A 24424-nucleotide genomic window follows, 5' to 3' on the forward strand; every position below is an offset into this window, starting at 1 on the left:
ACACCTGACGGTGCGCGTCGTCGTCCGTGGGCCCCTCCTATCGACTACCGGGATAACCGCCAGACTACCGAAAGGTGGGGTCAATATTGGACGCCGATAGGGGGTCAGTTTTGCGCGCCGGTTGACAAGCTGGCGGCATGGTCACTGCCGACTTCTCGGTTATCGGCACCGGCACCGAGCCTGTCGTTGATGCTGAGGGCCTCGAACTTGCTTCTGCAACTGCGGTCCTAACTAACGCGACCTATGCGGCTGCTGGCACGAACGAGAAGTTCGCTGGCCCAGACGTCAAGAACATCACAATCGAAGGGCTTGGAACCGTCGATTACCAGACCCTCAACTTCACCCTAACTCCTGAGCGCTCGCCTCAGACCATGCTCGGTAGCGCATACGCTCGCGGCATCGGCACTGCGAGCAAGTCCAGCGAAATCGCTGTCACGTTCTACCGCGCAGACCTCTCGCCAGAAAAGCTCATCCGCAACGGCATCGAGAACCCAGCGGTCGATATTTCGTGGGAGTATGTGATCGGCGGCGAAGGCTACAGGATCACCACAAAAGCACAGCCTTCCTTCCCAGAAGATAACGAAGATGGCGCAAACCAGATGGTCAACATCACGTTCGTTCCAGTCGGCTTCCTAGAAGGCGGCGTAGAAACGGACTTCATCGTTGAGAAGCTGACTGCATAAGAGCCCCCAACTGTTCAACCGCAGTTAGCTTCAGGAGGTAATGGTTCCCTCAGGTCCATTACCTCCACCCATGAGTATCCTCAGCATAAATACACGGCAGCAAGATGCTGTTACAAAACCTGAGGTGAAATTAATGTCTAAGTTCAAACTACCTACCCCTATCTCGACTGATGCTGTCTGGACGGAAATCTGGAAAGACGGTGAATGCTATGGCCAGTTCAAGGTCAAGTATCAGGATATCAGTTCGCCAGAATTCAACTTGCAGTTCAAGCGCGCGGCGGACCAGCTGAGCAAGAGCGAACGCCATCGTGCAGATAACCCCAAAACGCCAGAAGAGGTTCTACTCAAGCGCAATCTCTACATCGGCATCCTTGCTTCCAACTACATCGTAGATAGCAAGATCATTGGCTCGGACGGGGAAACGCTTCCACACAATATGGCGACGGTCCTCGAAATGCTTTTGACCCCTGAACTCTACTTCGTCGCACAGGAACTCGACCAGTTCGCTTCAACTGAAGATAACTTCAAGGCGGCGGTCGCGGCAAAGGAAGCCAAAAAAAACTAATCGACAAACTGTCGTGGCAGCTAGGTCATGCACCCGGCCAACTCGAAAAGATGTATGCCACAGCTGAAGCCTTCCGCAAGCGAGGCGAATTCACACACGCTGTTTTCGCCCAGCTTGCTGAAGAGCCAGAAATCTCCAAAGAGCATCATTCCTATTGGGATGCTTTCCGCATTCTTGAAAGTGAAAGACCAGCCGCAGGATTAGGCGGCGTTTGTCGCATCCCTTGGTCTTCCATCCTCAAATATGCCGAACACTACGGAATGTCCTTCGATGAGACAGAGAGGTTCGTCGATATCATCCGCGAAATGGACGCGACTGTTTTGAAGTCAGCTGAGAGCAAGCCTTCTGAACCAAAGAAGCCCAGCAAACCAAAATAAATAACGGCAGTAATCCTAAGCGGAGTCCTGCCATATGTCTGAAACAGTTGTCCGCATTGTAGTTGATAGCAGCAATGCCCGCTCCGAAAGCCTCGCTGCTGAACGCTCTCTAGACCGCTTTGGTAACGCCTCCCAGCGACTAGATCGAAACCTCGGATCACTAGACCTTCGCATTACCAGCGTCACCCGCAACATGCGCGGAATGCGTACCGCGATTGGTACACTCGGAGTGGGCTTTCTAATCCGAGAGTTCACCCAACTCGCCGACGTATCGACGCAAATGGACGCAAAGCTGCGCCTAGCAGCAGGTAGCCAATACTCGTTTGCTCAGGCCCAACGAGACACCCACGATATTTCCAAGCGCACTCGTAGTGAGCTTTCGAGCACGACCACGCTCTACGCAAAAATGACGCAGAACGGTAAGGCGTTGAAGGCAACTCAGGAAGAGATTGCCCGCGCAACCGAGACCGTCACGAAATCACTCAAAGTGAGCGGCGCGACCAACGGCGAAACATCCTCGACCGTGTTGCAGTTGGGTCAGGCTCTCGCATCTGGCAAGCTGGCCGGTGACGAATTCCGTTCCCTCGCTGAGAACGCCCCTCGCCTAATGCAGCTGATTGCTGACGCGATCGGCAAGCCAAAGGGCGAACTGAAGAAGCTCGCAAGTGAAGGCAAGCTGACCAGCGAAGTGCTGTTCAAGGCCCTTTCGGATAAGCGCTTCACGGCTGCGCTTGATGAGGAATTCAACGCCATTCCGCCTACCTTTGGCGATGCGATGACGGCAGTGAAGAACGCGGCAATTGATGCCTTCGGCGCGTTCGACAAGGGCGGCCAGTTCAGCCAGTCCATCTACAACTTCGCCACTGGTGCAACCGGCGACATGGGCAGCATCACGAAGACGATGCAGAACGCCGGTCAGACAATCTCGACCGCTCTGCGCCTCGTGATCGACAACGCATCGACACTCGGTCTCATCCTAGGCGGTGTCGTAGCCGCTAAGATCGGCCTGTTTGCACAAACGCTAGCGGTCAATGCCGTTGGCGCGCTCGTGGCGTTCCGCAACGCAAATCTGGGCGCAGTCGCCGGAGCCCTTGCTCTCGCCCGTGTCGCTCCGGTCGCCGGCACGGCAACTATCGCACTGACCGGCCTCCGTGCAGCTGGTTCCGGCCTGTTGGCGATCTTCGGTGGTCCTATCGGTGCTGCCGTCACCGCGCTCACGGTGGCCTTTGGCTACTTCGCAGCAACCGCAGCCAACACCGCATCGGTCATGCAGAACACCAACAACGTGATCGCTGACACAGACACCCTCATCAAGCAAATGAGCCTGTCAGGGGACGATGCGAAGACCACTGTTACCGGTGTCGGCACCGAGGCCAACAGCGCAGTTCCAAAGATCAATGCGTTCGCTGGTGCAGTCGGTGAAGCTGCTCAGAAGCTCTACGAACTGGCCGAAGCTCGCCGTGCTGCGAACGTGGCGGAACTTGAAGGCCGTCGCACCGAACTGTCCCAGCAATACACCGAACTCTACAAGGTCAGCAAGAAGGGTCGCCGTGAGGCCATGACGAGCAATCGTCCACAGAAGCTCATGGATAACCTCAGGTCTATCGGCAATTGGGCCGGTGGCGAACTGGGCGAACTCGTTGGCGCTGGAACACCTGACGCTGAAATCGAACAGCGTATGAAGGACCTCAAGACTTCGATGGGCAACATCGACAAGTCCTTGAAGCAGATCACCGCGACCCCTCTCAAGACCATCGCTCAGGACCCCAATTTGCGCGCTCAGGCCGGTGTTGGAGGCGTCTCGACCATTCCACTTGCAGAGGGTTCAGGCAGCAAGGGCACGCACAAGAAGACTGATGCCGAGCGCGAGGCCGAGCGAGCAGCAAAGGAAGCAGAGCGCCAGAAGCAGGCAGCAGAAGACCTTTGGAGGACACTGGAAGAGAACAGGCAGATTGCTTCCAAGATGCCGATTGAGGCGGAGAAGTTCACGGCTCAGCTGGACCTACAGAATGCAGGCGGCAAGGAACTAACCGCGCAGGAAAAGGAGCGTCTATCGACCCTACTCGACCAGACCCGCGCTGCGAAACTGCTCACTGATTTGAAGGTCGCCAACGATAATGGAAAGGCCGAACTGGATTACCAGAAGCGCCGCCTGTCGATGACCGATAAGGAAGCTGCAATCGCAGAATCGGCTTGGGAGTGGGAGAAGCGAGCACTTGAGGAAAAGGTCGATCTAAGCGGCGAAGAGTACAAGGCGCAGCTGGATCAGGTGAAGGCTCGCGCTGCCGAGACCTACGAGATCGAAAAGCAGAACAGGCTCATCAAGAGCCGCGAAAGCCTGCTCCGTGACTACAGCCCGGCCAATGCGCAGGAACTCGACCTTGAGCAGATCGCAGCAGACAGGAAGCAACTGGACCTGTTGCGCTCAAAGTCGCTTGCCGATGGCGGCATCACGGAAGAGCAGTATCGTCGTTCGCTCGACGGCCTGAACCGCGCAACCGCTGAAGTTGCTACTCGCTTCGAATACGAGTTGGGCCAGAGCATCGACCAACTCGGTAGCCAGTTCTCTGGTACGCTAGGCAAGGTCATCAGCAAGTTCGGCCAGCTAATTTCAGGTCTGGCCGATGCTGCGCGCGGTAGCTTCGGCGGCCTTGGCGCTATCGGTTCGCTCATCGAAGTGCTGGGGAAGAACACCGATGGTACCCTGAACGGAATAGGCCAGGCTGCATCGAGGGCATCGCAGAATACCCTAGATAGCATCCTTGGGCGCAACGGTCAGAAGTCGGCCCTGCTGAACCCGCTGAAGAGCCTCGGCGACGGCTTCGAAGGCTTCACCGGCGACATGAAGAAGATATTCACCGGCAAGGGACCGGGTAGTGTCGCAGGCGCAATCGGCAACACCCTCGGCAACGCTGCCTCCGGTATGCAGATGGGCCAGATGGCTGATGGCTTGATGAAGGCCCTCGGCATCGGTTCTAGCAGCACTGGCGCTCAGTTGGGTGGCGCGCTTGGTTCGGCGGTCTTCGGTCCCATCGGTGGCCTCATCGGCTCGATTGGCGGCGGTTTGCTCGGCGGTCTGTTCAAGAAGAAGAAGTACGGCACAGCCAGCATTTCGCTAGGCGATCAGGGATACCTGACCAGCGATGTTACGGGCAACAAGGCCGCATACAAGCAAGCCGCAACCGGCGCAGCAACCAATGTCATCAGCGGTCTGGATCAGATTGCAGACGCCCTCGGTGGCTCGCTCACTGGCTCCCCAACCGTTTCCATCGGTCAGTATAAGGGCAAGTGGCGCGTCAGCGACACCGGACGCACCGGCAAGCTCAAGGGCAACTACAGCGACGTTACTGACTTCGGCAAGGACGGTCAGGAAGCCGCAATCGAATACGCGATGAAGGTCGCTCTGCAACAAGGCGTGCTCTCGGGTATTTCGGACTTTTCGAAGCGCGTTCTGAGCGCAGCCGAAGACCTCGACCGTGCTGTTGATCTGGCAAGCAAGTACGAGAACATCGTCAAGGAACTGGCTCGCATCGACGATCCGATTGGCGCTCCGTTGGCCGAACTCAACAAGGAGTGGAAGACCCTTCGCGAAGAAATGGTCGCCAATGCCGCTACAGCATCAGAGCTGGCGAACGTGGATCGCTACTACATGCTTCAGCGCCAGCAGATGCTTGAGGACCAGCTGTCCGACCTGAACAGCCTCAAGGACAAGCTGATGGGTGAAGGCTCCGGCCTCAGCGCAGTGACCCAGCTGAACAACAAGCTGTCTGAGTTTGCCAAGTACGAGGCCGATATCGCAGCAGGTAAGGCCGTAGACACTTCGGCCCTGTCCGCACTCGGTAGTGATATCTGGGATTTGACCAAGGATACCTACGGCACGTCCACGGCTCAGGCACAGAACATCAGGGATCGACTGCTCAGTGCCGTCGATGGAGCCTCGTCGGCCATCAACGATATCTATGCAGCTGACACGACCGGCAACGCAGAAGCCATTGAAGCACAGACTTCAATGATTGCGGAACAGGTCAAGCAGACAAACCAGACTAATCAGACCCTAGCCGACATTTTGGAAGCCATCAGGGCAAGCGGCAGCGTGTCTGCATGGAAGGTGAGCAGTGCAGTCAACGGCTACCAGTCGGGCACCGTGTAAATAGTGGGGAGGTGACAAATGGCCATTGATCCAGAACGCGGTTCGTTCGTCCAGCAGGAATACAGGTACGCAGAATCTATCAACAATGACGTTCTAGCTGAGCAGTCTCAGGCCCGTGTCATTCCGCTTGATACGAACCTCGATATGGAAGCTGCACAGGCTCTTGCAGATGAAGTCCTAGCTGAACAGCGATACGTCTCCCAAGCCTACAGCGTCACCTTTCAAGGTGTTGATGTGATTGAGGATGAAGACCTCGTTGGCTCACCACCGACATTTCTCTGCAACTTCTACGACTGGCCTGTCCGAGTGACAGAGCGTTTGACCACCATCAGCGTCAACGTCGATTACAAGAACTGGATCACAACCGTGGTCATGAAAGGGCCGATCAAATGATCTCACAACCATTCCTCCTAGTCGCACAGCCAATGACGTTTGAGACTACGGACTTTGAACTCGCAGCGGCTCCGGGCGTGAACCTGACCAATGACAACATGGACATGGAATGGCGTTCAGTCGGCCTGAACGATACCTATGTCGTGCTTGGTTGCTTGGCAGTCGTAGACACAATTGCGGTGTTGCACACCAACCAGCGAACCACTGATACCATCCGTGTTCGTGCTGGTGCTACATGGGACGAAACTGCGACCAATTCAGTCTATGATAGCGGCGTCCTGCCTGCATTCGAGGGCAACAAAGAAGACCCCTACACGACGAAAACGATCATCGACCTAGGGCAGTCCGTGCAGGCTCCATTCTGGCGCATCGACTTCTTTTCACCGGGCCACCCTGACGGTCAGGTCAAGGCTGCTCGTGTCGTGATGGGCGAGCGTTTCGAGGTGCCAACCGGCATCAACTACGGTTGGGAAAAGGTCCTGTATGATGACAGCATTATCACCACCGGCCCCAACTACGAGGACGTTCAGGAATACCCAAGTCGCCCCGGCGTAAAGGCCACAATCGGTCAGGTAGATGAAGCCGATTTCGTTGCCTTGGACCCATTCCTCATGAGGGCAGGCTTCAAGAAGCCAGTGCTGTTCGCTCCTGAACCCGATAACCTAGATACTGCACAGCACTGGACCGTCTATGGTCGTATGAAGGGTAGCAAATGGCAGAACCCATACCATAAATGGTGGGAGATAGATATCGAGGTATCTGGCCTAAGAGCCTAAGCACGACCTTACCTCATAAATATCCGACAGGATATGGGGTGAAATGTGCAGAGAGTCTTTGTAGCAGAAATTACAGCTTATAATCCGAGAACGGATGAGCAGGAAATCCTGCGAATGTGTTCTGCTGGTCACGGCCCTGTATCGTTCCCTGACAGCGATTTCCAGTATATCCCTTGCATCGCTAGTCCGCCGGTTTACTCGTACTCTCTGAGCGAGAATGGCGTACCCGGCGAAATCTCAATCGACTACGGGTCACTCGGCCTGAGCTTTAGCGCAGACCTTCGCAATCTCGACTGGCGCGGTTACGACTTTGACGGCTACCCATGCAAGCTCATGTGGGGCGAATACGGCGCCCCCCTATCGACCTATAGCGCAATCCCAAGCGGGCGCGTTGGTGCCTTAGAAGTTGCATCGTACAGCGTGGGCAGTCTCGCCATACTTGGCCCGGACTCCGACTTGAAGAAGGAAGTCCTGAACGCCTCTTATGGCGGCTCTGGCGCAAGCGATGGTGGCGCGGACATGAAGGGTCTTTTGAAACCCTTCACAGTCGGCAAGGTCGAGAACATCGAGCCTTTGCAGATCGACCCGGCTTATCTCGTCTGGCAGTATCACGGTTATGGCCCGACTGCTGATGTGCTGGCCGTCTACGAAAACGCTCTCACTTTGGGTGATGCCCTGTGGATCGTTGACAGCTACGAGGAATTGATTGGCCTAACCGTCGAACAGCTTCCACCGGGCACGTGGGCTAAGGCCCCTGCCGTGGGCATGTATCGCTTAGGCGCAGAGCCAACCGGAAAGCACACCGCAGACGTGATCGGCGCAGTCGATGACAACGGTTATGCAATCACCTCTTTCGGCGCTATCGCGTGTTGGATGCTGCGCGACATTGCAGGCATTCCAGAAGCCCAGATTGACTACGATTCCGCAGCCGCTCTCGATGCTGATTTCCCACACACATGGGGCGATTACCTCGATGCTCGCGAGAAGCAGGACAATCAGGACGAACCGACAATCGCAGTCGGCAACTATCTCCGCGAAGCAGCAAACCAACTAGCCGCGTACCTCTTCCCAGACCGAAACAATGTCTGGCGCTTCGGTCGCAATACACACGACAAAGAGCCCATCACGATCCAGCAAGGCAGGACAACCTGGCCTGTGGTCACGAGCATCACGAAACCGGCGACTACCACACGCGCCTACAAGGTCCGCGTCGGTGGCCGTCGATGCTTCTCGGTCCACAGCGACAGCGAGATTTCCTCTGCCCTCAAGGATGCAATCGAAGAGGTTGCAGTAGGGATCGGCAAAGCCGTCGAAGATATTTCAGATGACGTAAATGATCTTCGCGGCAACTTCCGCGATCTCGCGCGTGAAGCCTTGGACGCCGACCTAATCGAATTTCAGGACGTTAACCTCAGCTACGGTGCGGAGTTGCTCAAGGCACAGACTGCACTTCACAACCAAAACCATATTGCGATCCGCACGCTCAGTACCCGCATCGACGAGAACGGGGCACTCGTCTCGGAAGATCTCACAAATCTGACTTCCCGCGTCGAGGAAAACGAAAGGACCGTTGAAGCTGGCTTCCTAGAGGTGAACCGAACGATCGCTAGCGAAGTCGAAGCTGCCGTCGAACAATTGGAAACCGGGATCGCATCTTTCGGTGACGATGTGGACGCAGCGTTCGTCGAGGAACGCAGGATCAGGGCTGAGAAAGACCAAGCGAATGCAGACGCCACAGACGCCATTGAACTGCGCGTTGGGGACACCGAAGGCAGGATCAGCACTGTCGAACGTCTCGTCGCAGAACCCAACGAAGCCACCCTCGAAAAAATCGAGGAACTAGGCGTTAGGATAACGGACGAGACCGGCCAGAAGATCGAAGCCGCGAAGCAGGAGGTCACGACCGCAATCGTCGGTCCAAATGGTGCTGCGACAACGCAATTCACAGGCATCAACACGCGCTTTGGCGCAGTTGAAGGCAGGTTGCAGGAAGTTGAATCCGCAGTTGCTGGCGATGATGGCGCGTGGGTCCAGCGCGTTTCAAGTCTGGAAGCCCGACTGGACCCTACCAATGCAGCCAGTTACGAACAGAACGTCCAGCTTATCGCTGACACCAACGGCTTGGTGAGATCATCGCTGACTTGGAAGGTCGTCAATGAAGTGAACGGCGTGAAGGTCGTCGGCGGCATCGGCGTAGTTGGAGAAAATGGCATCATCAACACCGCCATCGAGACTGACGCGCTTTCTGTATGGACACCTAATGGAAAGCAACAGCTCTTCTATCTCGATGGGCAAGGCGCAGTTCTTAACAGCCTCATCGCGAACAAGCTGCAAGTCAGTCAGGGACAGATAACCAATCTGCTCGTCGATACCTTGCAGGTCGCAGGTAACGCAATCACCGCCAATACGATACACACCGCTGGAGACACCTACTGCCCTGCAAACGGAACAGTCGATTTTCTAAATACCGGTTTCATGACCATCGGCGACGGCGTTGATGGATCGGGCATCGTCAGCGTCACATTCACTGTCGATGCTACCGCTTATTACGACGCATCCAGCTTCGTTGAACTGTTCGTAGATACTGGTAGCGGGTATCGCTCCGTAAACTCTGCCGTTCTCGGAATATCAACCGATGATGGTAACTCATACTGGCGCATAGCTGGTGGTCTGCACACCGTTGTAGATGGATCGCAGGTCCGCGTGCTCGCTCGCATCAACTCAGGTCAACATACACCGAGGTCAGTGGCGAGGTCATTCTACGTCCGAAACATCACTATGACGCTTATGGGAGCGAAACGATGACCCACTACGCCTATTTCAAATCAGATGGATCATTGCTGTCCGTGTGTAGCAAGCAAGCCGATTACCGAGACGCCTCTGTGATCGAGGTCGAAGTTCCAGAAGGAACGAGCGGAAACAGCATCTATCTCGACCTTGCGACCATGAGCATCAAGGAGAAGGAACCGTTCGCGTTGACCATCGAATATAACAAGCTGTCCAATCTCCCGACTGGAACCCACATCATCATGAAGGAAGGTGAATTCACAGTCGATGACGGCTCAATCGAGTTCGATGCAGACGTTCCAGAGAGCCTGATGGTGTTCTTGAACCACCCTTGTTTCCTCTCAACTCACATCGAAGTGCCAACAGGCCCGGAGGCAGAATGAAGCTAGATATCAAGAAGGGCTACGCAGGTCAGCGAGCCGCCGAATATCCTACATGGCAGGAGCAAATGGATATCCTTTATCACGAAGGCTACGACGCTTGGCGCGCCATGATTCAGGCCATCAAGGACAAATACCCTAAGCCGGAGTGACTGCCCTGCCCCGCTAAATATCGGCAAACGATATGGCGGGAGAAATCCGATAATGGCGACTTTTGAGTTTGATACGACAGGCACCGTGAATGTCACGAACGGCTCTGTTGAGGTGGTTGGCGTTGATACGAATTGGGTCGCAACTTACCCCGGCCTGATGCTGAACATGGATGGTCTGAGCTATCCAATTGCATCGGTGAACAGCCGCAACAGCATCACGCTAGTCTACCCATATGTTGGCGCGACCTCGACCAACAAGGGCTATGCACTGGTGCCGATCCATCCGAACGCGCTTAGCAGCCAGAAGTCCATCAACGACATGATCGCGGCGATCAATGACCTGATTGCCAACGGAGGCCTTGGCGATGGTAGCGGCGGCACAAGTAGTCCCGGCATTACAAGCGCAGTGGTAAACAGCGCTGGGCACCTCATTATCACTCTGAGCGATGGACGAACTCTGGACGCAGGACTGGTCAAGGGCGCTGATGGTCAGGACGGCCAAGACGGGCAAGATGGAACCGGAAGCGGCGGCGAAGTTGCAATTCAGAGCGTTGTGGACGTAACGCAGTTCGCCGGTCAGGTAGCAGGCGGCAAAGGCGTTTACATGATCGTTCCCGTAGCAGACGGTGAACCGGGCGTCGCACTTACTCAGGAAGCCGAGGTCATCATTCCTGAGGGTAGCACCAATGCCGGTGTAGGCATGTGGGTCAGGACTACTGCCTCTGGTATGGCGCTCGTAGTTGGCCTTTCGAACGTGCCACTGCCTCAGCCAGAAAACCCCGGCGAAGATATCGACCTCTCTGGTAGCGCGACTTTCTACGCTCCACTCAACGAGATTACGCCACTTGGCCTGAACCTCAACGGCACCACTGCTACCCTAACTCTCAGCCGTGCATTTACCGATAGCCAGCTGAAAATCCGCCGTCAGGTCGATACCCCGATTGTCACCCCAACGGAGAGCATCTGGTACACTGGCGCAGCAGGTTCGCCTTACCCTGTGACCGGCGATGCGGTGGCGTCTACAATGACGCTCTCCAAGCGCGGCGAAGGTACAACTTCTTACGCTGATGGTCGCATTACCCTGAACAAGAATGCGTACCTCATCACGCCTAAGCTGAACATCGAGTTCCCTTCGAGTTCTGACACACTGACAACCCAAACCCCGCCTTGGATCATGCTTGAATTTAAGGGCATCACCCCACAAGGCGGCGCGATTATGGGCAGGCTAGAAAGCTACGGCGTCGGCCACGTTGCCCACCAAAAGCACTGGAACAATCGCTCGATTGAGTTCTCGTGTCATCGCGAAGGTACGTCCGGCATTTCAGTCATCAGTGATGAAATCCGTGACCTCTACGACACTGACGACCTTATCCAGACCAAATGGGAGAACGATGAGAACGGCACTGGTGGCATCGTTACGTTCTACGTGAATGGCGAACAGTACGGCGCAAGCAAGCCGACGGAAATCAAGCCGCGCATCACCTCAGATTGCGACTTCCAGCTAAACGCTTCGGTTGAGAACACCTCAAACTCAGTGGACAATCTGGTTGTTGAGTACGTTGGCATCCAGATTGGTAAGCCAGACGTTTCGACCTCCTACAACACGATTGCAGATGGCACTGTAACTCTCGACGACTTGCAGAGCCTTGTCGTTGATGCAACTGGCGTCACTACTCAGCAGGCCGAGCATGTCCTTTCCTACACTGCTAATGGAACTGAGCAGTTTGATCTTTCCATCGTCGTTGGTGAAATGGTTCTTCCAGCTGGGCGACCTTACAAGGCTGTCCTGATGGACTTCTCGACCGGCGAAGCGGTCGCTCACGCAAATGAGCTAGTGATGACCAAGCCGTATGCTCAAAACTGCCGCTTCGAAGACAGCACACTCTATGGCGCACAGGGCTCTTGGACAGAGGTTGGACCTCAGGGCGATGTTCCGATCATCGACGGCATTCGCTACGGATGCGAGGGCATTCGTCAGGGCAATTACGTCATGTTCCAGTTCGTCTACTCGCTAGACACTGCGACTGAGCCTTTCGGTGATCCATCCGGTCTGAACACCTACATGCGCCCCCACAAGTGGTACATCTACGACAACGAAGGCACGCTCTTGCAGCGCGTTGAAATGCCAAGCGGTCAGCCACTCAATTCGTCCTCGATGAAGCCGATTTGGGAAGGCCAATATGACGGTCGCTCTGTTGCTCAGATCACCTCAGACAATCGCTGGTATCCGTTCGGCACCACGCGCTGTTCGGTCGTTTATCGCAACGGCAATCCACCTGCATACGGTCAGCAGTTCATCTACGATCACTTGCCGGTCTACGATCAGCGCGTTCCATTCGCCTCCCACACGAATGCATCTGTGAACGGCTATGACCTTCGCGTCTATGCCGGTTCCGCAGCCGGTGAAGGCCAGTCCAATGGCTTCGCGAACTGGAAAGCTATGCCGTGGCAGTGGGGCGCATACGACTACCAGACCATTCAGGATTGGGGCGCAGCATCGCTTGATCCATACAAGAACCTGTATGCTCCGGTCGCAATGACGCCGAATGCTGCGCTCTGGTTGAAGTACGAGCCATTCAACACAATGGGCCGCTGCCCGATTGTTGGTCCCGGTGGTACTCGCGATGACCGTCAGATTATCCCCGAGCCGGTTGCTCAGTACATGCGCGACGTAACGAAGACGCGCCCCATTGATGGAACTCCCTTAGCGGATATCGCACTCAGCTACATGACCGGCTATGCGAGTGACCCGTTCAACATGGTCGTGAATGGCAAGATCACACCGCTCTACAAGAACAATCCTCGCCGCAATATCGGCACCCGTAGCCACTATTATGGCTACGGCGATGCTGCTCGCCCGGCTGAACAGTCAGTCTACTATCAGGTTGGTCGCTTGTACGAGTGGTCAACGGGACAGAACCCACTTCGCTGTTATGTACCAAGTTCTGGTGCAACTTCGGACAGGCCATACTTCGGCGGCTTCGAAATCGACAGCTTGCACGCCCACCAGTTCCCGCATTGGGGCTCGCTACTTTGGCAGACGCCCGAATTCGCTATGTTCGGTGTTAACTTCTCCGATCAGTGCCGAATGTACGGCAACTCGATCCTAGCCGACTGGCCTAGCAGCATCAGCGCACGTGAACAGGCTTGGACATTCATGCACGCTGTTATGCAATGGAAGACAGCTTCGACCAACTCGACGAGGCTCTACAGTCGCGCTGATATCATGGATTGGGTCGTCTTCGATTTCGAACTGTTCTATGATCGCTGGTACGCAACAACTCCCGGCTTCTTGAACCCGCCTTCGATGCTCAACAGCGGTGGTGGCTTCAGTGGCTATAATGCCATCTACGCGGGCTGTAACAAGTTCGGCCCATGCTACTACACTGAGGGTGTCGGACTGGAACTGTCCGAGTTCCAAGCCGGTTACTGGCTGTCGATCCTACACGCTGCTCACAAGCTAGGCTTCCTAGATGCCCTAAGCGAGCAGTCTGAGAAGTGCGAAGCTATTGTGAACTGGCTCAAGGCAATCCATCGCAAGCGCATTGTGAACCGCATGAACGATGGCGACCTGATGAACATGGCTGGTAGCGACTATCAGGTCATGTACTGGACCGTCGATGATATCCTAAATGCTGGCTACGATGTTTCGGCCCTTCCTCAGAACTTGACGCAGGTAATTGCAGCACATGGCGCGGCTCCTAGCTGGGACACGTTCACAGATGGAACGAACGTCTACAGCCGCGATGGTCAGGCAAATGATGCCAACTTGGCTGGTGCTGCTCTCTTGCTCGATATGGGCATGACGGGAACTGATCTGGAACAGGCCGCAGCAAATGCAGAAGCCAAGTTCCAAGAGAAGCTGGCAAGCGAAACTGCTCGCGGATATCAGTCAGCTGGCAGCGAGTGGTTCCGATACCACCAGACCACGAACAATAGGCCATACAAGCCATAAGCCATGCAAACGGGTTCCTTCGCTAAATACCCAAGCAATAAGGAAGGAACCCGCTCATGGCTGATAGCGAAGAAATCATCTTGGAGTATTTTTATCCCGGCTCTGACACTGCAAAGTCGTTCGAAGAGTATTGGGAAATGCAAGATGATGAGACTGGCGAGTTAATCGACTTCGACCCGACAGCTGCTTTCTTGAGCATCAGCCAAGACGGACGCAGGTTGAAGCTGTTCACTCTCGGTGACGGCCTGATTTGGATCACCGAAACCAAGTCCATGTACCTTTCCTTCCTGAACAATCAGCTGCGCTTCATCCGCGAAGATAGCTCGATGGAATTCAATTTCTGGATCGAGACACCGGACGGCGCAATCAAATCAATCATTGAGAATGGAACCGTAACAGCGGTCAGGGTGAGCTAAGTGGCAGGAGAGCGTGTTCTAAGGTACAACAAAGGTCTAGTTCCTGTTCCCGGTCCTGCTGGCGCTTCCGCCTATGTGGTGGCTGTCGAAGCGGGTTTCATCGGCACAGAAGCAGAATGGCTAGCAAGCCTCGTCGGCGCAGAAGGTCCACAAGGTGTTGCTGGTCCAATCGGCCCTCAAGGCGATATTGGTCCAACCGGCCAACAAGGCGTCAAAGGAGACACTGGAGCGACTGGACCTAAGGGCGAAGTTGGCCCTGCTGGTGCGACAGGTCCCATCGGCGCTCAAGGTCCGCAAGGCGTTAAGGGCGACACTGGATCGCAAGGCCCACAAGGCCCCAAAGGCGACACGGGCGACACTGGACCAGCGGGCGCAGCATCGACGGTAGCTGGCCCACAGGGACCAAAAGGCGACACTGGCCCCGCAGGTCCAGCAGGAACGCCCGGTCTTCCCGGCGCACCCGGCGATAGCGTTTCCGACTTCCGCAATGACGATGGCACTCTCGTATTAGAGATGGCTAGCGGATCGAGGTTCGAGGTCTTTCTGGATGAAATGACTGGCGGCTCTGGTACTCCCGGCGAAGACGGTGTGAGCGTAGATTATGCTCAGATCGACGCTAACGGACACCTCATTCTCACTCTGAGTGATGGACGCACACTGGACGCTGGCATAGCAGTTGGTCCAAAGGGTGACACTGGCGAGACTGGCCCAGCTGGTGCAGATGGCGCGCAAGGCCCTGCCGGTAACGACGGTCAGGACGGCGCACAGGGTCCAGCGGGTGCAGACGGTGCTACGGGCGCAACTGGACCGGGTGTAGCCGCAGGAGGCTCCGCAGGGCAAATTCTCAGCAAGGTAGACGGCACAGACTACAATACCGAATGGGTTGACGCACCAAGCGGAGGCTCTGGTGGTGGTGGTGCGACGATCACAGGCGATGATTACGGATTCGTCTACAAGAGCGGCGACGATGGCCTAGCCAACAGCGCACTTAGGGTTCACCCCGACACTGGCTATCCAACTGTTGGCGACGCCGTGACGCTAGGCCAGTTCGGGCTTGCCAATAGGCAGTTCCTCAATCCTACTTCGTACTGGCGCTCGAACACCTATACGCCTGTCGGAATTCACCCCGGCTTTGCAACTCATCGCCAGTGGCTCGCTCACGGTAACGGCCTGACTGATGCAAGCCACTTCGGTATGCCCTTCACTACCGGAGGCAATCTCTCCAGCCCAATGATCGCGAACACCGATCGCGACAACGAACCACAACTCCACCTTACGACCGATGCCGCAGCAGGCTCGATTGCCTACTGGAAGAGCAGCGTTCCTGTCGTTCAGAACGGGGTGACCAACAAGGGCGGCTTCTATGTCACTTTGCGTATTCGTGTGCCTCAGATCGCAGCTGGTCAGCGTTGGTTCGTTGGCCTCTGTGAAAACCCTGACGCGCCAATCGACGTTGAGCCGACTGCACAGACTGGCTTTTATGTCGGTGTTGGCTGCAACAGCGACGACGCTGATATCTGCTTCATGCGCAACCCGGAAGGCAACGCAGTCTCGTATGGCCAATACGCGGGCCGCGATGGCAACGGCTTCTATCACACCATCGTCATCAAGCACGACTTTGAGGGCGTGATGACTGGCGGCATCTGGGACGGTGCATACTTGCTGGGCGGCGATCTATGGCCTGACTATGTGCCGCTCTATCCAACTGTCTGGGTCTCGACTGGCAGCACCACAACCGCAGCGACAATCTCGGTTTCGCGCGTCGTTGCCGAACTCACCTACGAGAAATTCTCAAACACCTAAGGGGTAGAACATGAAGATCATTGAGGGGATCAGTTCTGCCCTACGAGGGCTCGTACAGCGCGCAGGCGCATTCAAGGGCTATGTTGCTGCAAGGCTAGAGGAGCGCACCACATGGGTAGCAATAGGGGCTGGCGTAACAGGTGCAGCCGCATTGCAAAGTCCGTGGTCGTGGCTCTTTCTAGCTGTTGCAGTGCTTGGCGCGGTGATCCCTTCAAAGAAGAAGGGAGAGGCCGAATAATGGCAGCAGATACAGAAATGCGCGATATCCTGATTGCTCTGAGGCAACAGGTTCAGGACGGCTTCGCTAACATCAACACGAAGCTAGACAACATGGAACGAAAGCATGAGGGACACGAACTCAGGCTTCGCTCTCTAGAGAATGAGGCACAAACCCGTTTGACCTACATTGACCGATTTCAGAAGGTCGAAACAACCGTGCAGGAGCATGAAGGTAGGTTCAAGGAACTGCAAGGTGCAGGAAGAGGCGCAACACTCGTTACCAATATCGGTCGAGTGGTCATCGGCATTGTAATTGGCGCAGTTGGCATTTTTGGCTTCCAGCTATCTTTGGCACCGAAGAAGCCCCCAGTTGCAACGGCCCAGACTACCATCACGGTCCCGGTTCCACCCCAATAAAAAAGCCCCGCAGGTTGCGGGGCTTTTTACGTTCAGTCGTTGCCGTTGGTTATGCTGCGCCACCAAAGGTCAGCTTGAACAGCATTGCTTCGTTCGGGTCATCAAATTCAATCTCGACACCCAGAGGCATATCGAAATCACCGAACTGGAAGTTCATCCAAGCGTCGCACATCTCGCACCAGCCACCAGCAGTGTTATCCTCAAACCACTGGAACAGGATCGATTTGGCGAAATTGCGAGCGATGAAGCTGTTGGTGCTGTCTAGGTCAGCAGCGTCAAGGATGGGAGTGATCTCTTGGGCGTATTCTTGTAATTTCGCAGGATCGAAACAGTATGTGATTGTAGTCATTGTGTAGTGCTCCAAATAGATTGAACCCTCGGATCGCACTACCAATCCGAGGGTTCACGCCATTGCGGCGAAACTCATTAGAAACGCTATGTTGTAGTGCTCTGCGTTCGATCTATTTATCTAAAATCCCTATATTAAGGGAGATAAGGAGTAGGACAGTCACCCGCTTAACTGCCCTACTAAGTCATAATACGATAACGGGATTAATCGCGTCATTATTTAATTTCACTTTTCCAGCTTTCTTGCCACTGCAAGTAGCGCCTCATGCGCAGCGCGAGCAGCATCCTTCTGCTGGGCACGGTGCTTGCGTGAACGCTCTGTGCTTGTGAGCACCTTGTCCTTTTTCGGACGACCCGGCTTGCGTGAACCTGCAATGCCATGATCCAGCTGCCTGACTGTGCAACCGGGAAAGCGTTCTGCAATCCATTCAGCATTGCCTTTGCTGCCTACGATCACCTCGACCGGAGCAATCGCATTCGGATCACGCAGCGAGCAGCGCATCATTGCCTGATAGTCTGCCTGATATGAAATCATCGCGTGTGAAGCCTGAACATCGACACCGACGGCTTCTAGGAACTTGTAGGCTGCATCACGGCGATTCAGCGCACTCAGCAGAACCACGCGATTGACACTGCGAAACTCTTCCTTGTCGATGCCGTGCGCGATGTTTGGCAATCGGTCGTAGGGGTTAAAGAACGTATCCTTGACCATCGCATTGGCGTGCCAGAGGAAATCCTCGTTTTCGAAGTATCGACGGATGAACGCCCCCACCTTTTCGAGTGTGGTGCCATCTTCGTCGGCACTGTTGGCGTGGCGCTTGCTCCACTGGTTTTCGAAAAGATAGCTGATCGTAAGACGTGGACCAGACTTGTGCTGGCTATACATCAAGTCCTTCGTCAACTCAGAGTGACACACCCAATTAACACCGAACAAAGCCTGCCAGAGAACATACATTTCTGTCGCCTCAGCATTCGCGCCAAGGAATGTCACGGACTTGAAACGCGCAACGAATGTCGGTTCCAAGATCGCGAAGAAGTCCAAGTGGCCATCGGTTTCGGGGTTCTCGATCAGGTCACGATAGCGTTCCGTGCTGACATAAACCTTCTGGTCATCACTTTGGATCGGGTTCAGCAGCGGCAAGAACGTCGAGACGTTCTGGTCTTCCTTGCGGTTTGCAATGAGCGTCTCGATTGCCACCGGGGTCTTCATCTGCACGACACTGATGCCCGGAGCCACTTCATCGGACAGCTCAAGGTGTTCGGTCACGATCCTGTGCGTCTCTGCAATACGCTGTTCGATGTGGTCAAACACACCCATGAACTCATCGACTACGAGGTGCCAATGACGGTGATGACCCTTGTCCTTGAGCCTGCGCAGCGCTTCGTGCGTGATGAGCAGGATTTCGCCCTCGTCGGGCACAGCCGCCTGCATGTGACTAGCGATCTTCGGCGCGACGGAATCGAACTCGAATAGCTTGTAGATCGCCTTGACCTGCGAGAAACCAGCGTTCCTGATCTTGCGGATTGTCTGCATTATCAGTTCGATTGTGGGCTGCACGATCAGGTACTTCTGACCGGCCTTAGCCTCTGCAATTGCGTGATGGACTAGCTGATGCGTCTTACCTGAACCGGCTGGCGCGCTGACATAGTGGATCGTCTGACTCATGCTGCGCCACCGCTGAGAAGCGCGCTCATCAAGTATGCGCGGTGTTCGAACTCATATTTTACCGGCTCCTTAGTGAATTCACGCTCACGAAAGTAGCGGTTCTCAACGCGATACTCTGTGATCATACCGGGGATTTTTGTATCACGAATGTATTGACTAATTCGTTTATGTTCCTCGCTGTTGAAATCAACAGTTACGGTTGCAAAGCCATTACGGCATCCAGCAATCGGATCATACTGATATTCACCGTTGATCCACTGGCTAAAATATGATTCCGATTCAACAATTCTTTTGGTCTTCATTTTAAATCTCCATAACGAAAAGAACCCGCTGTCCGGGTTCGCATTGGACAGCAGGTTCAAGTTCTTTTCGCGTTGGAGCGAAGCAACATAGGATTCTACTGCCGAAGCGGCAGTTTGCGAACCCTGCCTTGCTTCATTTTTATTTATCTAAAATCACTATAACAGGGCCGATAAGGATGTGTCATTAATTAAATATGCAACGGCGCGCTACTCACACCTTATGCAACGAATACTATTACTAATAGGGTTTTCGTTGCATCCATTTACTTCTATGAAAATGCGGGTGGTTCTTTTCTGATCGCTATGGGTTCTGGGACGCGAAGCGGACCGGAAACCAGTGCGGTCCTGAAAAGACCAGTCGCAGGCAAGCCAGCACGGACTGCGCGAGCAGGACGAATGGCTTTGCCTCCATATGGCTATCTAGCTGTTAAGAAATCAATATCGGCTTGGCGGCATGGCCGATTGCTCACACTCGCGTGTTCACTGCTCGGCCCTACCAGCAAGTCAGATAGCCACCTCGGCCTCACACTCACTCGCTGGCTCGTTCGCGTTCGACCGGGTTCATATCTGACTTGCGGTTTGTCAGCTGACGGGTTTGGTCTGGCATTCAGATGTGATCGGCTATCCACCCAGGACGGAAAACGAGAAAGATCGGGCGAAGCCCTATGTGAGTAGCGCGCCGTTGCACCCGGATTTTTCACGGATAACCAATCCTTAACCTCATGACTATTAATCCGAATTTGTCAGGTGCAAGCCTGCCAAGCTCTTTGAAAATGTCGTCAGGCTTCAAGAACCAACCGCTTGTTGGTCCATGTTCAAGCATGGACGAATGCCATGGTCAAAAGCCGTGGAAATCTGGATGGGGCGCAAGCCTCAGGCAGTGGTGATGCTCACTCCGAGTGTGAGTAGGCCCGGCAGAAATGTAGGGGCCAGACCTAGCATTGTCGCGATTCTGCTCTTCCGTTGCATAACCCTATGGTGCCTCGGTCGTATTTGAACTCACCGGGTGTCCTCAGTCAGCATTCGCGCTGGCTGGTTGATCGACAAGGTCAACAATCGAGTGGCTGACATCAAGCGGTGTCAGCGGCCCAAGGGCCGTTTTCTCGGTTCAAGGAGCCACACCAATGACGACCAACATCAACTCGACCAATCCCGTCAACGCTCTGGTTAAGAGCTTTCAGGAATCCATTCCTGCAAATCTCGAAAAGCAGCGCGAGTTTCAGGTTCACGGCTTGAGGGAACTCTGGAAGCAGGTTGCGGAAGCATTTCTGATCGCCTTGAAGATCCTTCAGCTGGACAAGGCACAATTGAAGTCCGCTCTTAAGGAGCGCAACATCAGTGAAGCCAAGTCCGGTGCAAACGAGTTCCTGCCGATTGTGAAGCTCCTCTACGGGGAGTGGAAGGACGAAGATCAGACGATCTTCGAACCCAATCGGAGTGCCGAGAAGTACGCTTGCGTCTTCCGGTATTTTTACAAGCGCAAGGATAAGTTCGCTGACGCTCGGTCCATCGTCGATCACATTGAGGAGACCGAAGGAAACCTCAAGGGGATTGAACAGAAGGACCGGGCCGAGAACAAGAAGACCACCGCTAAGGTCTCGTCGGATGACGAACTGAAGCGCGGTCTGTCCGTGCGCAGTGCGATGGAGATTGGTTCTTTGGAGAAAGTGCGAGAAGCCGTTCTCGATCTCCCGGACAACGCCCAGCAGGGCCAGCTTTGGTTCAAGGTCGAAAATGGCAAGGTCTATCTGATGGGGTATCGCACCCTTGAAGATGGCACTCGCGACACCCTCGCGAAGAAGCGCGGCAAGGCGATCATCAATGCGGCTCAGAACGCTGCGACGAACGCCGAACTCGCGGAAATCGAGTAAGAGCAAACCCCGGAAGGCTTAACCGCTTTCCGGGGTTCTTTCTTTTGAAGAGCAACTACAAGACTGAGCAACCCTTGCGAGCATCTCGTTCGTTGCACTTCTACTTATCAGGTTCCTTATGAGCCCGATTTCTTCCTGAAATCCATAAATAAATTGACAGCAGGAAATGCTGCAATTGCTAGGGAGAAGAACATGAATCCAACAATCCACTTGACCTCATTCAAGCTACGCACAGACAGTGCAAAGGTCAAAGAGCCCTACGTTGGCAACGTATATGGTGACGAGAATTTCGCATCAGCTGGAACACATATCTGCCGACTTGCTGCGCAGACCAAAGCGCAGCACTATCTCAGCTTCGCAAGATATGCTGGAACCCATAACAAGAAATGCATTGTAGACATGACAGCAGTTGCACTGTCGTTCCCATCAAATGCCCGAAAGGACATTATCGAGAGGTTGGACGAGTTTCCATATAACTGCTATCTCATTCGCGCTCAGGACAAAATCAACAATCCAAAGCCGCAAGAACGGCTAGTCCTAGCCGTCATGTTCGAACAGCCTATTTTCAACACCGACGAGTACACGCGCATCGCCTCGCTTCTGACTGAAATGCTGGACATTAACGGTCACACAAAGGGCGACTTTTCAGCCACATTCCTATTCGCACCCTCGACGGTTCCCTCAATCGAGCCAGTCGTCACGCTCTATGACGGCCGCGAGTTCCTCAATCCTACCGAGTTCATTGCCGCGAACCGTGGCGTGTGGACCAATGCACGATTGAAGCAAGAAGGCTCTGAGCATCAGCCGAAGCCGATGAAGCTAGACGAATCTGGCCTCTTCCACTTCCCAGCTTGAAGGAGCCTGACATGACCGAACTGACAGCCACACCGATCCCTGCCGACGAGTTGCAGGACATTTTAGACGCGGACGTTGAAGCGCTTCTCAATAACGAAAACGAACTGGAATTTCAGGACGCTTGGGCGATACTCTTCGCTGCTATCGACCGTGCATTGGATGCCCATAAGCCACGATAAGTAGATGAGAAACAGAGGTTTCGTCGCGAAAGGAAAGCCCGTCAGGAAACTGGCGGGCTCTTCAAATTCTAGATTACCGGCGAACGAGGCTCCTATGCCGTGGCAGGTAGAACACCTCGGGCTCAACGCCAAAGAAGAAGTTCGCGTTCGGTGGCCCGTAAATCTCCACTTTTCGAGCTTTCCAAAGCGCTTCGATCACTGGTTCAATCTCATCACGTGAATGAGGTGGAATCGGCAGCGTCCCATCAATTGCATCAACTGGCCCGTCTCGCAGCCGTTCCATAATTGCCTGCTGCAAAACTCGCGATGACATTGCGCTCCTCCAAATCTGTGAAGCACGAGCTTGCCACGCCTCCAGCTCAGCGCAAGCCACTTGCAATTTGTTCCCATTTTGTTCCAATATCTGCTTATGGAACGAATCGACCCTCACCAGATTGCAGAGGCCCTGCTCTCAAGCCCCGGATGGGCGCGAGTTGGGTTGACTGAACCGAGCAAGCACATGCGCGAGAAGGCGGCAGCCGAACTGGCGAACAATATCATGGACCGGCTCGCCGATTATCCGGGCATACCTGATCCTGACCAACTCAGGCTCTTCCCGTAACATGAGCAGCGTAATTTCTGGCCGGGGAGCAACGAACAACGCGACGAGCACGCGGTTCAATCTGCCCCAGCATGAAGCTGACGGCGACTGGCTCGATGACAGGGAACAGATCGACGGCCCAGCGGGCAAGCTGCGCACGACGGTCACAGAGCTTTTTCCGAAAACCATTTTGTCTTTTAATTCAAGCCCCGACATACCCTTTGATCGGAGCGTGCAACCGTACAACGGCTGCGAACACGGCTGTGTCTATTGCTTCGCGCGGCCTTCGCACGCCTTTCACGATCTCTCTCCCGGGCTCGATTTCGAAACCCGGCTCTTTGCGAAGCCCGACGCGGCGCGCCTGCTGCGCGAAACGCTTGCGCGGCGCAGCTACCGTCCCGCCCCGATCGCGATGGGCACCAATACCGACCCCTACCAGCCGATCGAGGGACGCTACCGCCTGACCCGGCAGATCCTCGAATTGTGCCTCGAAGTGCGTCATCCCGTCACGCTCGTCACGAAGTCGGACCGGATCCTTGCCGATCTCGACCTGCTGCGCGAAATGGCAAGGTTCGATCTGGTCAGCGTGGGGCTTTCGATCACCAGCCTCGACCCACGGCTTTCACAGGCGCTCGAACCGCGCGCGGCAAGCCCTGCCAAGCGCCTGGGAGCCCTGCGCGCCCTGGCCGAGGCGCACGTGCCGGTCCACGCGATGATCGCCCCGGTTATCCCCGCCATCACCGACCCCGAACTCGAAGCCATCGTCGAGGCCTGCGCCGCCGTGGGAGCCCGCCATGCCCAGTGGATCATGCTGCGTTTGCCCCACGAAGTCGCGCCGCTGTTTCGCGAATGGCTCGAGGCGCATTTCCCGGATCGCGCCGGCAAGGTCATGGCCATCATCCGCGAGATGCGCGGAGGCAAGGACAACGAGGCGCGCTTTGGCGAACGCTTCCGCCCCCGAAGCGCGTGGGCCGACGTGTTGCGCGGCCGCTTTCGCCTCGCCATGAAGCGCCATGGAATGAGCGCGCCCGACATCCGGCTGGATTGCAGCCAGTTCCGACGCCCCGCCGCCGATGGCCAGCTGAGCCTGCTCTGATCGCGCGCCGCCAACATCGAGCCTGTTGATCGCGTCCCATTTGCAAACGGTTGTCGAAGCCTTGGAACCGCCAGCGGCGCTGGCACGTTGACCCCTTCAACGAAAACATCACGAAGGGATGCGATACCATGGCAGACGAATACGTGACCGAAGAACGCCGCACGATGACGAGCGATGCTCCCGCCGCGCAGCCCACCCATACCACGGTGATCCATGAGCGCGGATCCTCCTCGGGCGGCAGCGGCATCGTCATCGCGCTGGTCCTGCTGGTCGCCGTCATCGGAGGCTTCTACCTCTACAGCCAGACGTCCTCGAGCGAAGCGGCCAAGAACAACGCCATTGCCGAAGCGGCAAGCGACGTCGGCAACGCGGCCTCGCAGGTCGGCGACGCGGCCGAGAACGCCGCGGACAAGGTCACCGACGCCAACTGATCAGCGCGATCGGGAAAAAGACA

General features: G+C 55.3%; 23 protein-coding genes. 20 read left to right on the forward strand and 3 right to left on the reverse strand.

All coding sequences use genetic code 11. The annotated features are described in order from the left end of the window. Window positions 1–137 precede the first annotated feature (137 nt). The 14 genes from HT136_RS08435 to HT136_RS08500 all read left to right on the forward strand — a co-directional run bounded on the left by HT136_RS08435 (window position 138) and on the right by HT136_RS08500 (window position 17073). Entirely contained in the window at window positions 138–683 is a 546-nt protein-coding gene (locus HT136_RS08435; protein WP_214199276.1) for a phage tail tube protein, read from the forward strand. 133 nt (window positions 684–816) lie between these two features. Further along, a complete protein-coding gene (locus HT136_RS08440; RefSeq protein WP_214199278.1) occupies window positions 817–1248 on the forward strand; it encodes a hypothetical protein in 432 nt (143 codons plus the stop codon). Window positions 1249–1298: 50 nt separating this feature from the next. Continuing rightward, window positions 1299–1625 carry a phage tail assembly chaperone gene (locus HT136_RS08445; protein WP_214199279.1) on the forward strand — a complete coding sequence of 109 codons (327 nt, stop codon included), beginning with the start codon at window positions 1299–1301 and terminating at the stop codon, window positions 1623–1625. A gap of 34 nt (window positions 1626–1659) precedes the next feature. Next, window positions 1660–5775: a tape measure protein gene (locus tag HT136_RS08450; protein ID WP_214199281.1), complete on the forward strand. Its 4116-nt coding sequence runs from the start codon at window positions 1660–1662 to the stop codon at window positions 5773–5775. 18 nt (window positions 5776–5793) lie between these two features. Continuing rightward, window positions 5794–6168, forward strand: a complete 375-nt coding sequence (locus HT136_RS08455; protein ID WP_214199283.1) for a hypothetical protein — start codon at window positions 5794–5796, stop codon at window positions 6166–6168. Further along, window positions 6165–6944, forward strand: a complete 780-nt coding sequence (locus tag HT136_RS08460) for a hypothetical protein (protein ID WP_214199285.1) — start codon at window positions 6165–6167, stop codon at window positions 6942–6944. Before HT136_RS08455 ends, HT136_RS08460 begins: the two co-directional genes overlap by 4 nt. A gap of 45 nt (window positions 6945–6989) precedes the next feature. Then, window positions 6990–9749: a coiled-coil domain-containing protein gene (locus tag HT136_RS08465; protein WP_214199287.1), complete on the forward strand. Its 2760-nt coding sequence runs from the start codon at window positions 6990–6992 to the stop codon at window positions 9747–9749. Next, a complete protein-coding gene (locus HT136_RS08470; protein WP_214199289.1) occupies window positions 9746–10114 on the forward strand; it encodes a hypothetical protein in 369 nt (122 codons plus the stop codon). The genes HT136_RS08465 and HT136_RS08470 overlap by 4 nt, the downstream gene beginning before the upstream one ends. Next, window positions 10111–10263 carry a hypothetical protein gene (locus HT136_RS08475; protein ID WP_214199290.1) on the forward strand — a complete coding sequence of 51 codons (153 nt, stop codon included), beginning with the start codon at window positions 10111–10113 and terminating at the stop codon, window positions 10261–10263. The genes HT136_RS08470 and HT136_RS08475 overlap by 4 nt, the downstream gene beginning before the upstream one ends. Before the next feature lie 52 nt (window positions 10264–10315). Beyond that, the gene (locus tag HT136_RS08480; protein ID WP_214199292.1) at window positions 10316–14218 is read left to right on the forward strand and encodes a hypothetical protein; all 3903 of its coding nucleotides are present in this window, start codon (window positions 10316–10318) and stop codon (window positions 14216–14218) included. 56 nt (window positions 14219–14274) lie between these two features. Continuing rightward, window positions 14275–14634 (forward strand): hypothetical protein, encoded by a 360-nt coding sequence (locus tag HT136_RS08485; RefSeq protein WP_214199294.1) that lies wholly within the window; start codon window positions 14275–14277, stop codon window positions 14632–14634. Between the two features lie 513 nt (window positions 14635–15147). Further along, window positions 15148–16437, forward strand: a complete 1290-nt coding sequence (locus tag HT136_RS08490; RefSeq protein WP_214199296.1) for a hypothetical protein — start codon at window positions 15148–15150, stop codon at window positions 16435–16437. Between the two features lie 10 nt (window positions 16438–16447). Next, entirely contained in the window at window positions 16448–16675 is a 228-nt protein-coding gene (locus HT136_RS08495; protein ID WP_214199297.1) for a hypothetical protein, read from the forward strand. Further along, complete coding sequence (locus tag HT136_RS08500) at window positions 16675–17073, forward strand: hypothetical protein (RefSeq protein WP_214199299.1); 399 nt, start codon at window positions 16675–16677, stop codon at window positions 17071–17073. The genes HT136_RS08495 and HT136_RS08500 overlap by 1 nt, the downstream gene beginning before the upstream one ends. Window positions 17074–17122: 49 nt before the next feature. Here HT136_RS08500 and HT136_RS08505 read toward each other — a convergent pair whose 3' ends face one another. The 3 genes from HT136_RS08505 to HT136_RS08515 all read right to left on the reverse strand — a co-directional run bounded on the left by HT136_RS08505 (window position 17123) and on the right by HT136_RS08515 (window position 19389). Next, window positions 17123–17422, reverse strand: a complete 300-nt coding sequence (locus HT136_RS08505; RefSeq protein WP_214199301.1) for a hypothetical protein — start codon at window positions 17420–17422, stop codon at window positions 17123–17125. Window positions 17423–17647: 225 nt separating this feature from the next. After that, a complete protein-coding gene (locus HT136_RS08510) occupies window positions 17648–19087 on the reverse strand; it encodes a DEAD/DEAH box helicase family protein (RefSeq protein ID WP_214199303.1) in 1440 nt (479 codons plus the stop codon). Then, complete coding sequence (locus HT136_RS08515; protein ID WP_214199305.1) at window positions 19084–19389, reverse strand: hypothetical protein; 306 nt, start codon at window positions 19387–19389, stop codon at window positions 19084–19086. The genes HT136_RS08510 and HT136_RS08515 overlap by 4 nt, the downstream gene beginning before the upstream one ends. A 1124-nt stretch (window positions 19390–20513) precedes the next feature. Here HT136_RS08515 and HT136_RS08520 point away from each other — a divergent pair. The 6 genes from HT136_RS08520 to HT136_RS08540 all read left to right on the forward strand — a co-directional run bounded on the left by HT136_RS08520 (window position 20514) and on the right by HT136_RS08540 (window position 24401). Further along, a complete protein-coding gene (locus HT136_RS08520; RefSeq protein ID WP_214199307.1) occupies window positions 20514–21260 on the forward strand; it encodes a hypothetical protein in 747 nt (248 codons plus the stop codon). Between the two features lie 192 nt (window positions 21261–21452). Continuing rightward, window positions 21453–22115, forward strand: a complete 663-nt coding sequence (locus tag HT136_RS08525) for a hypothetical protein (RefSeq protein WP_214199309.1) — start codon at window positions 21453–21455, stop codon at window positions 22113–22115. An 11-nt stretch (window positions 22116–22126) separates the two neighbouring features. Next, window positions 22127–22294, forward strand: a complete 168-nt coding sequence (locus tag HT136_RS08530; protein ID WP_214199312.1) for a hypothetical protein — start codon at window positions 22127–22129, stop codon at window positions 22292–22294. Between the two features lie 409 nt (window positions 22295–22703). Then, a complete protein-coding gene (locus tag HT136_RS26260; RefSeq protein WP_246543523.1) occupies window positions 22704–22895 on the forward strand; it encodes a DUF6771 family protein in 192 nt (63 codons plus the stop codon). 1 nt (window position 22896) lies between these two features. Next, the gene (locus tag HT136_RS08535; RefSeq protein WP_214199314.1) at window positions 22897–23970 is read left to right on the forward strand and encodes a PA0069 family radical SAM protein; all 1074 of its coding nucleotides are present in this window, start codon (window positions 22897–22899) and stop codon (window positions 23968–23970) included. A 128-nt stretch (window positions 23971–24098) separates the two neighbouring features. Continuing rightward, window positions 24099–24401, forward strand: a complete 303-nt coding sequence (locus HT136_RS08540) for a hypothetical protein (protein WP_214199316.1) — start codon at window positions 24099–24101, stop codon at window positions 24399–24401. The last annotated feature ends 23 nt before the right edge of the window (window positions 24402–24424 follow it).

The sequence above is a fragment of the Novosphingobium profundi genome (assembly GCF_018491765.1).
Taxonomy (GTDB): domain Bacteria; phylum Pseudomonadota; class Alphaproteobacteria; order Sphingomonadales; family Sphingomonadaceae; genus Novosphingobium; species Novosphingobium profundi.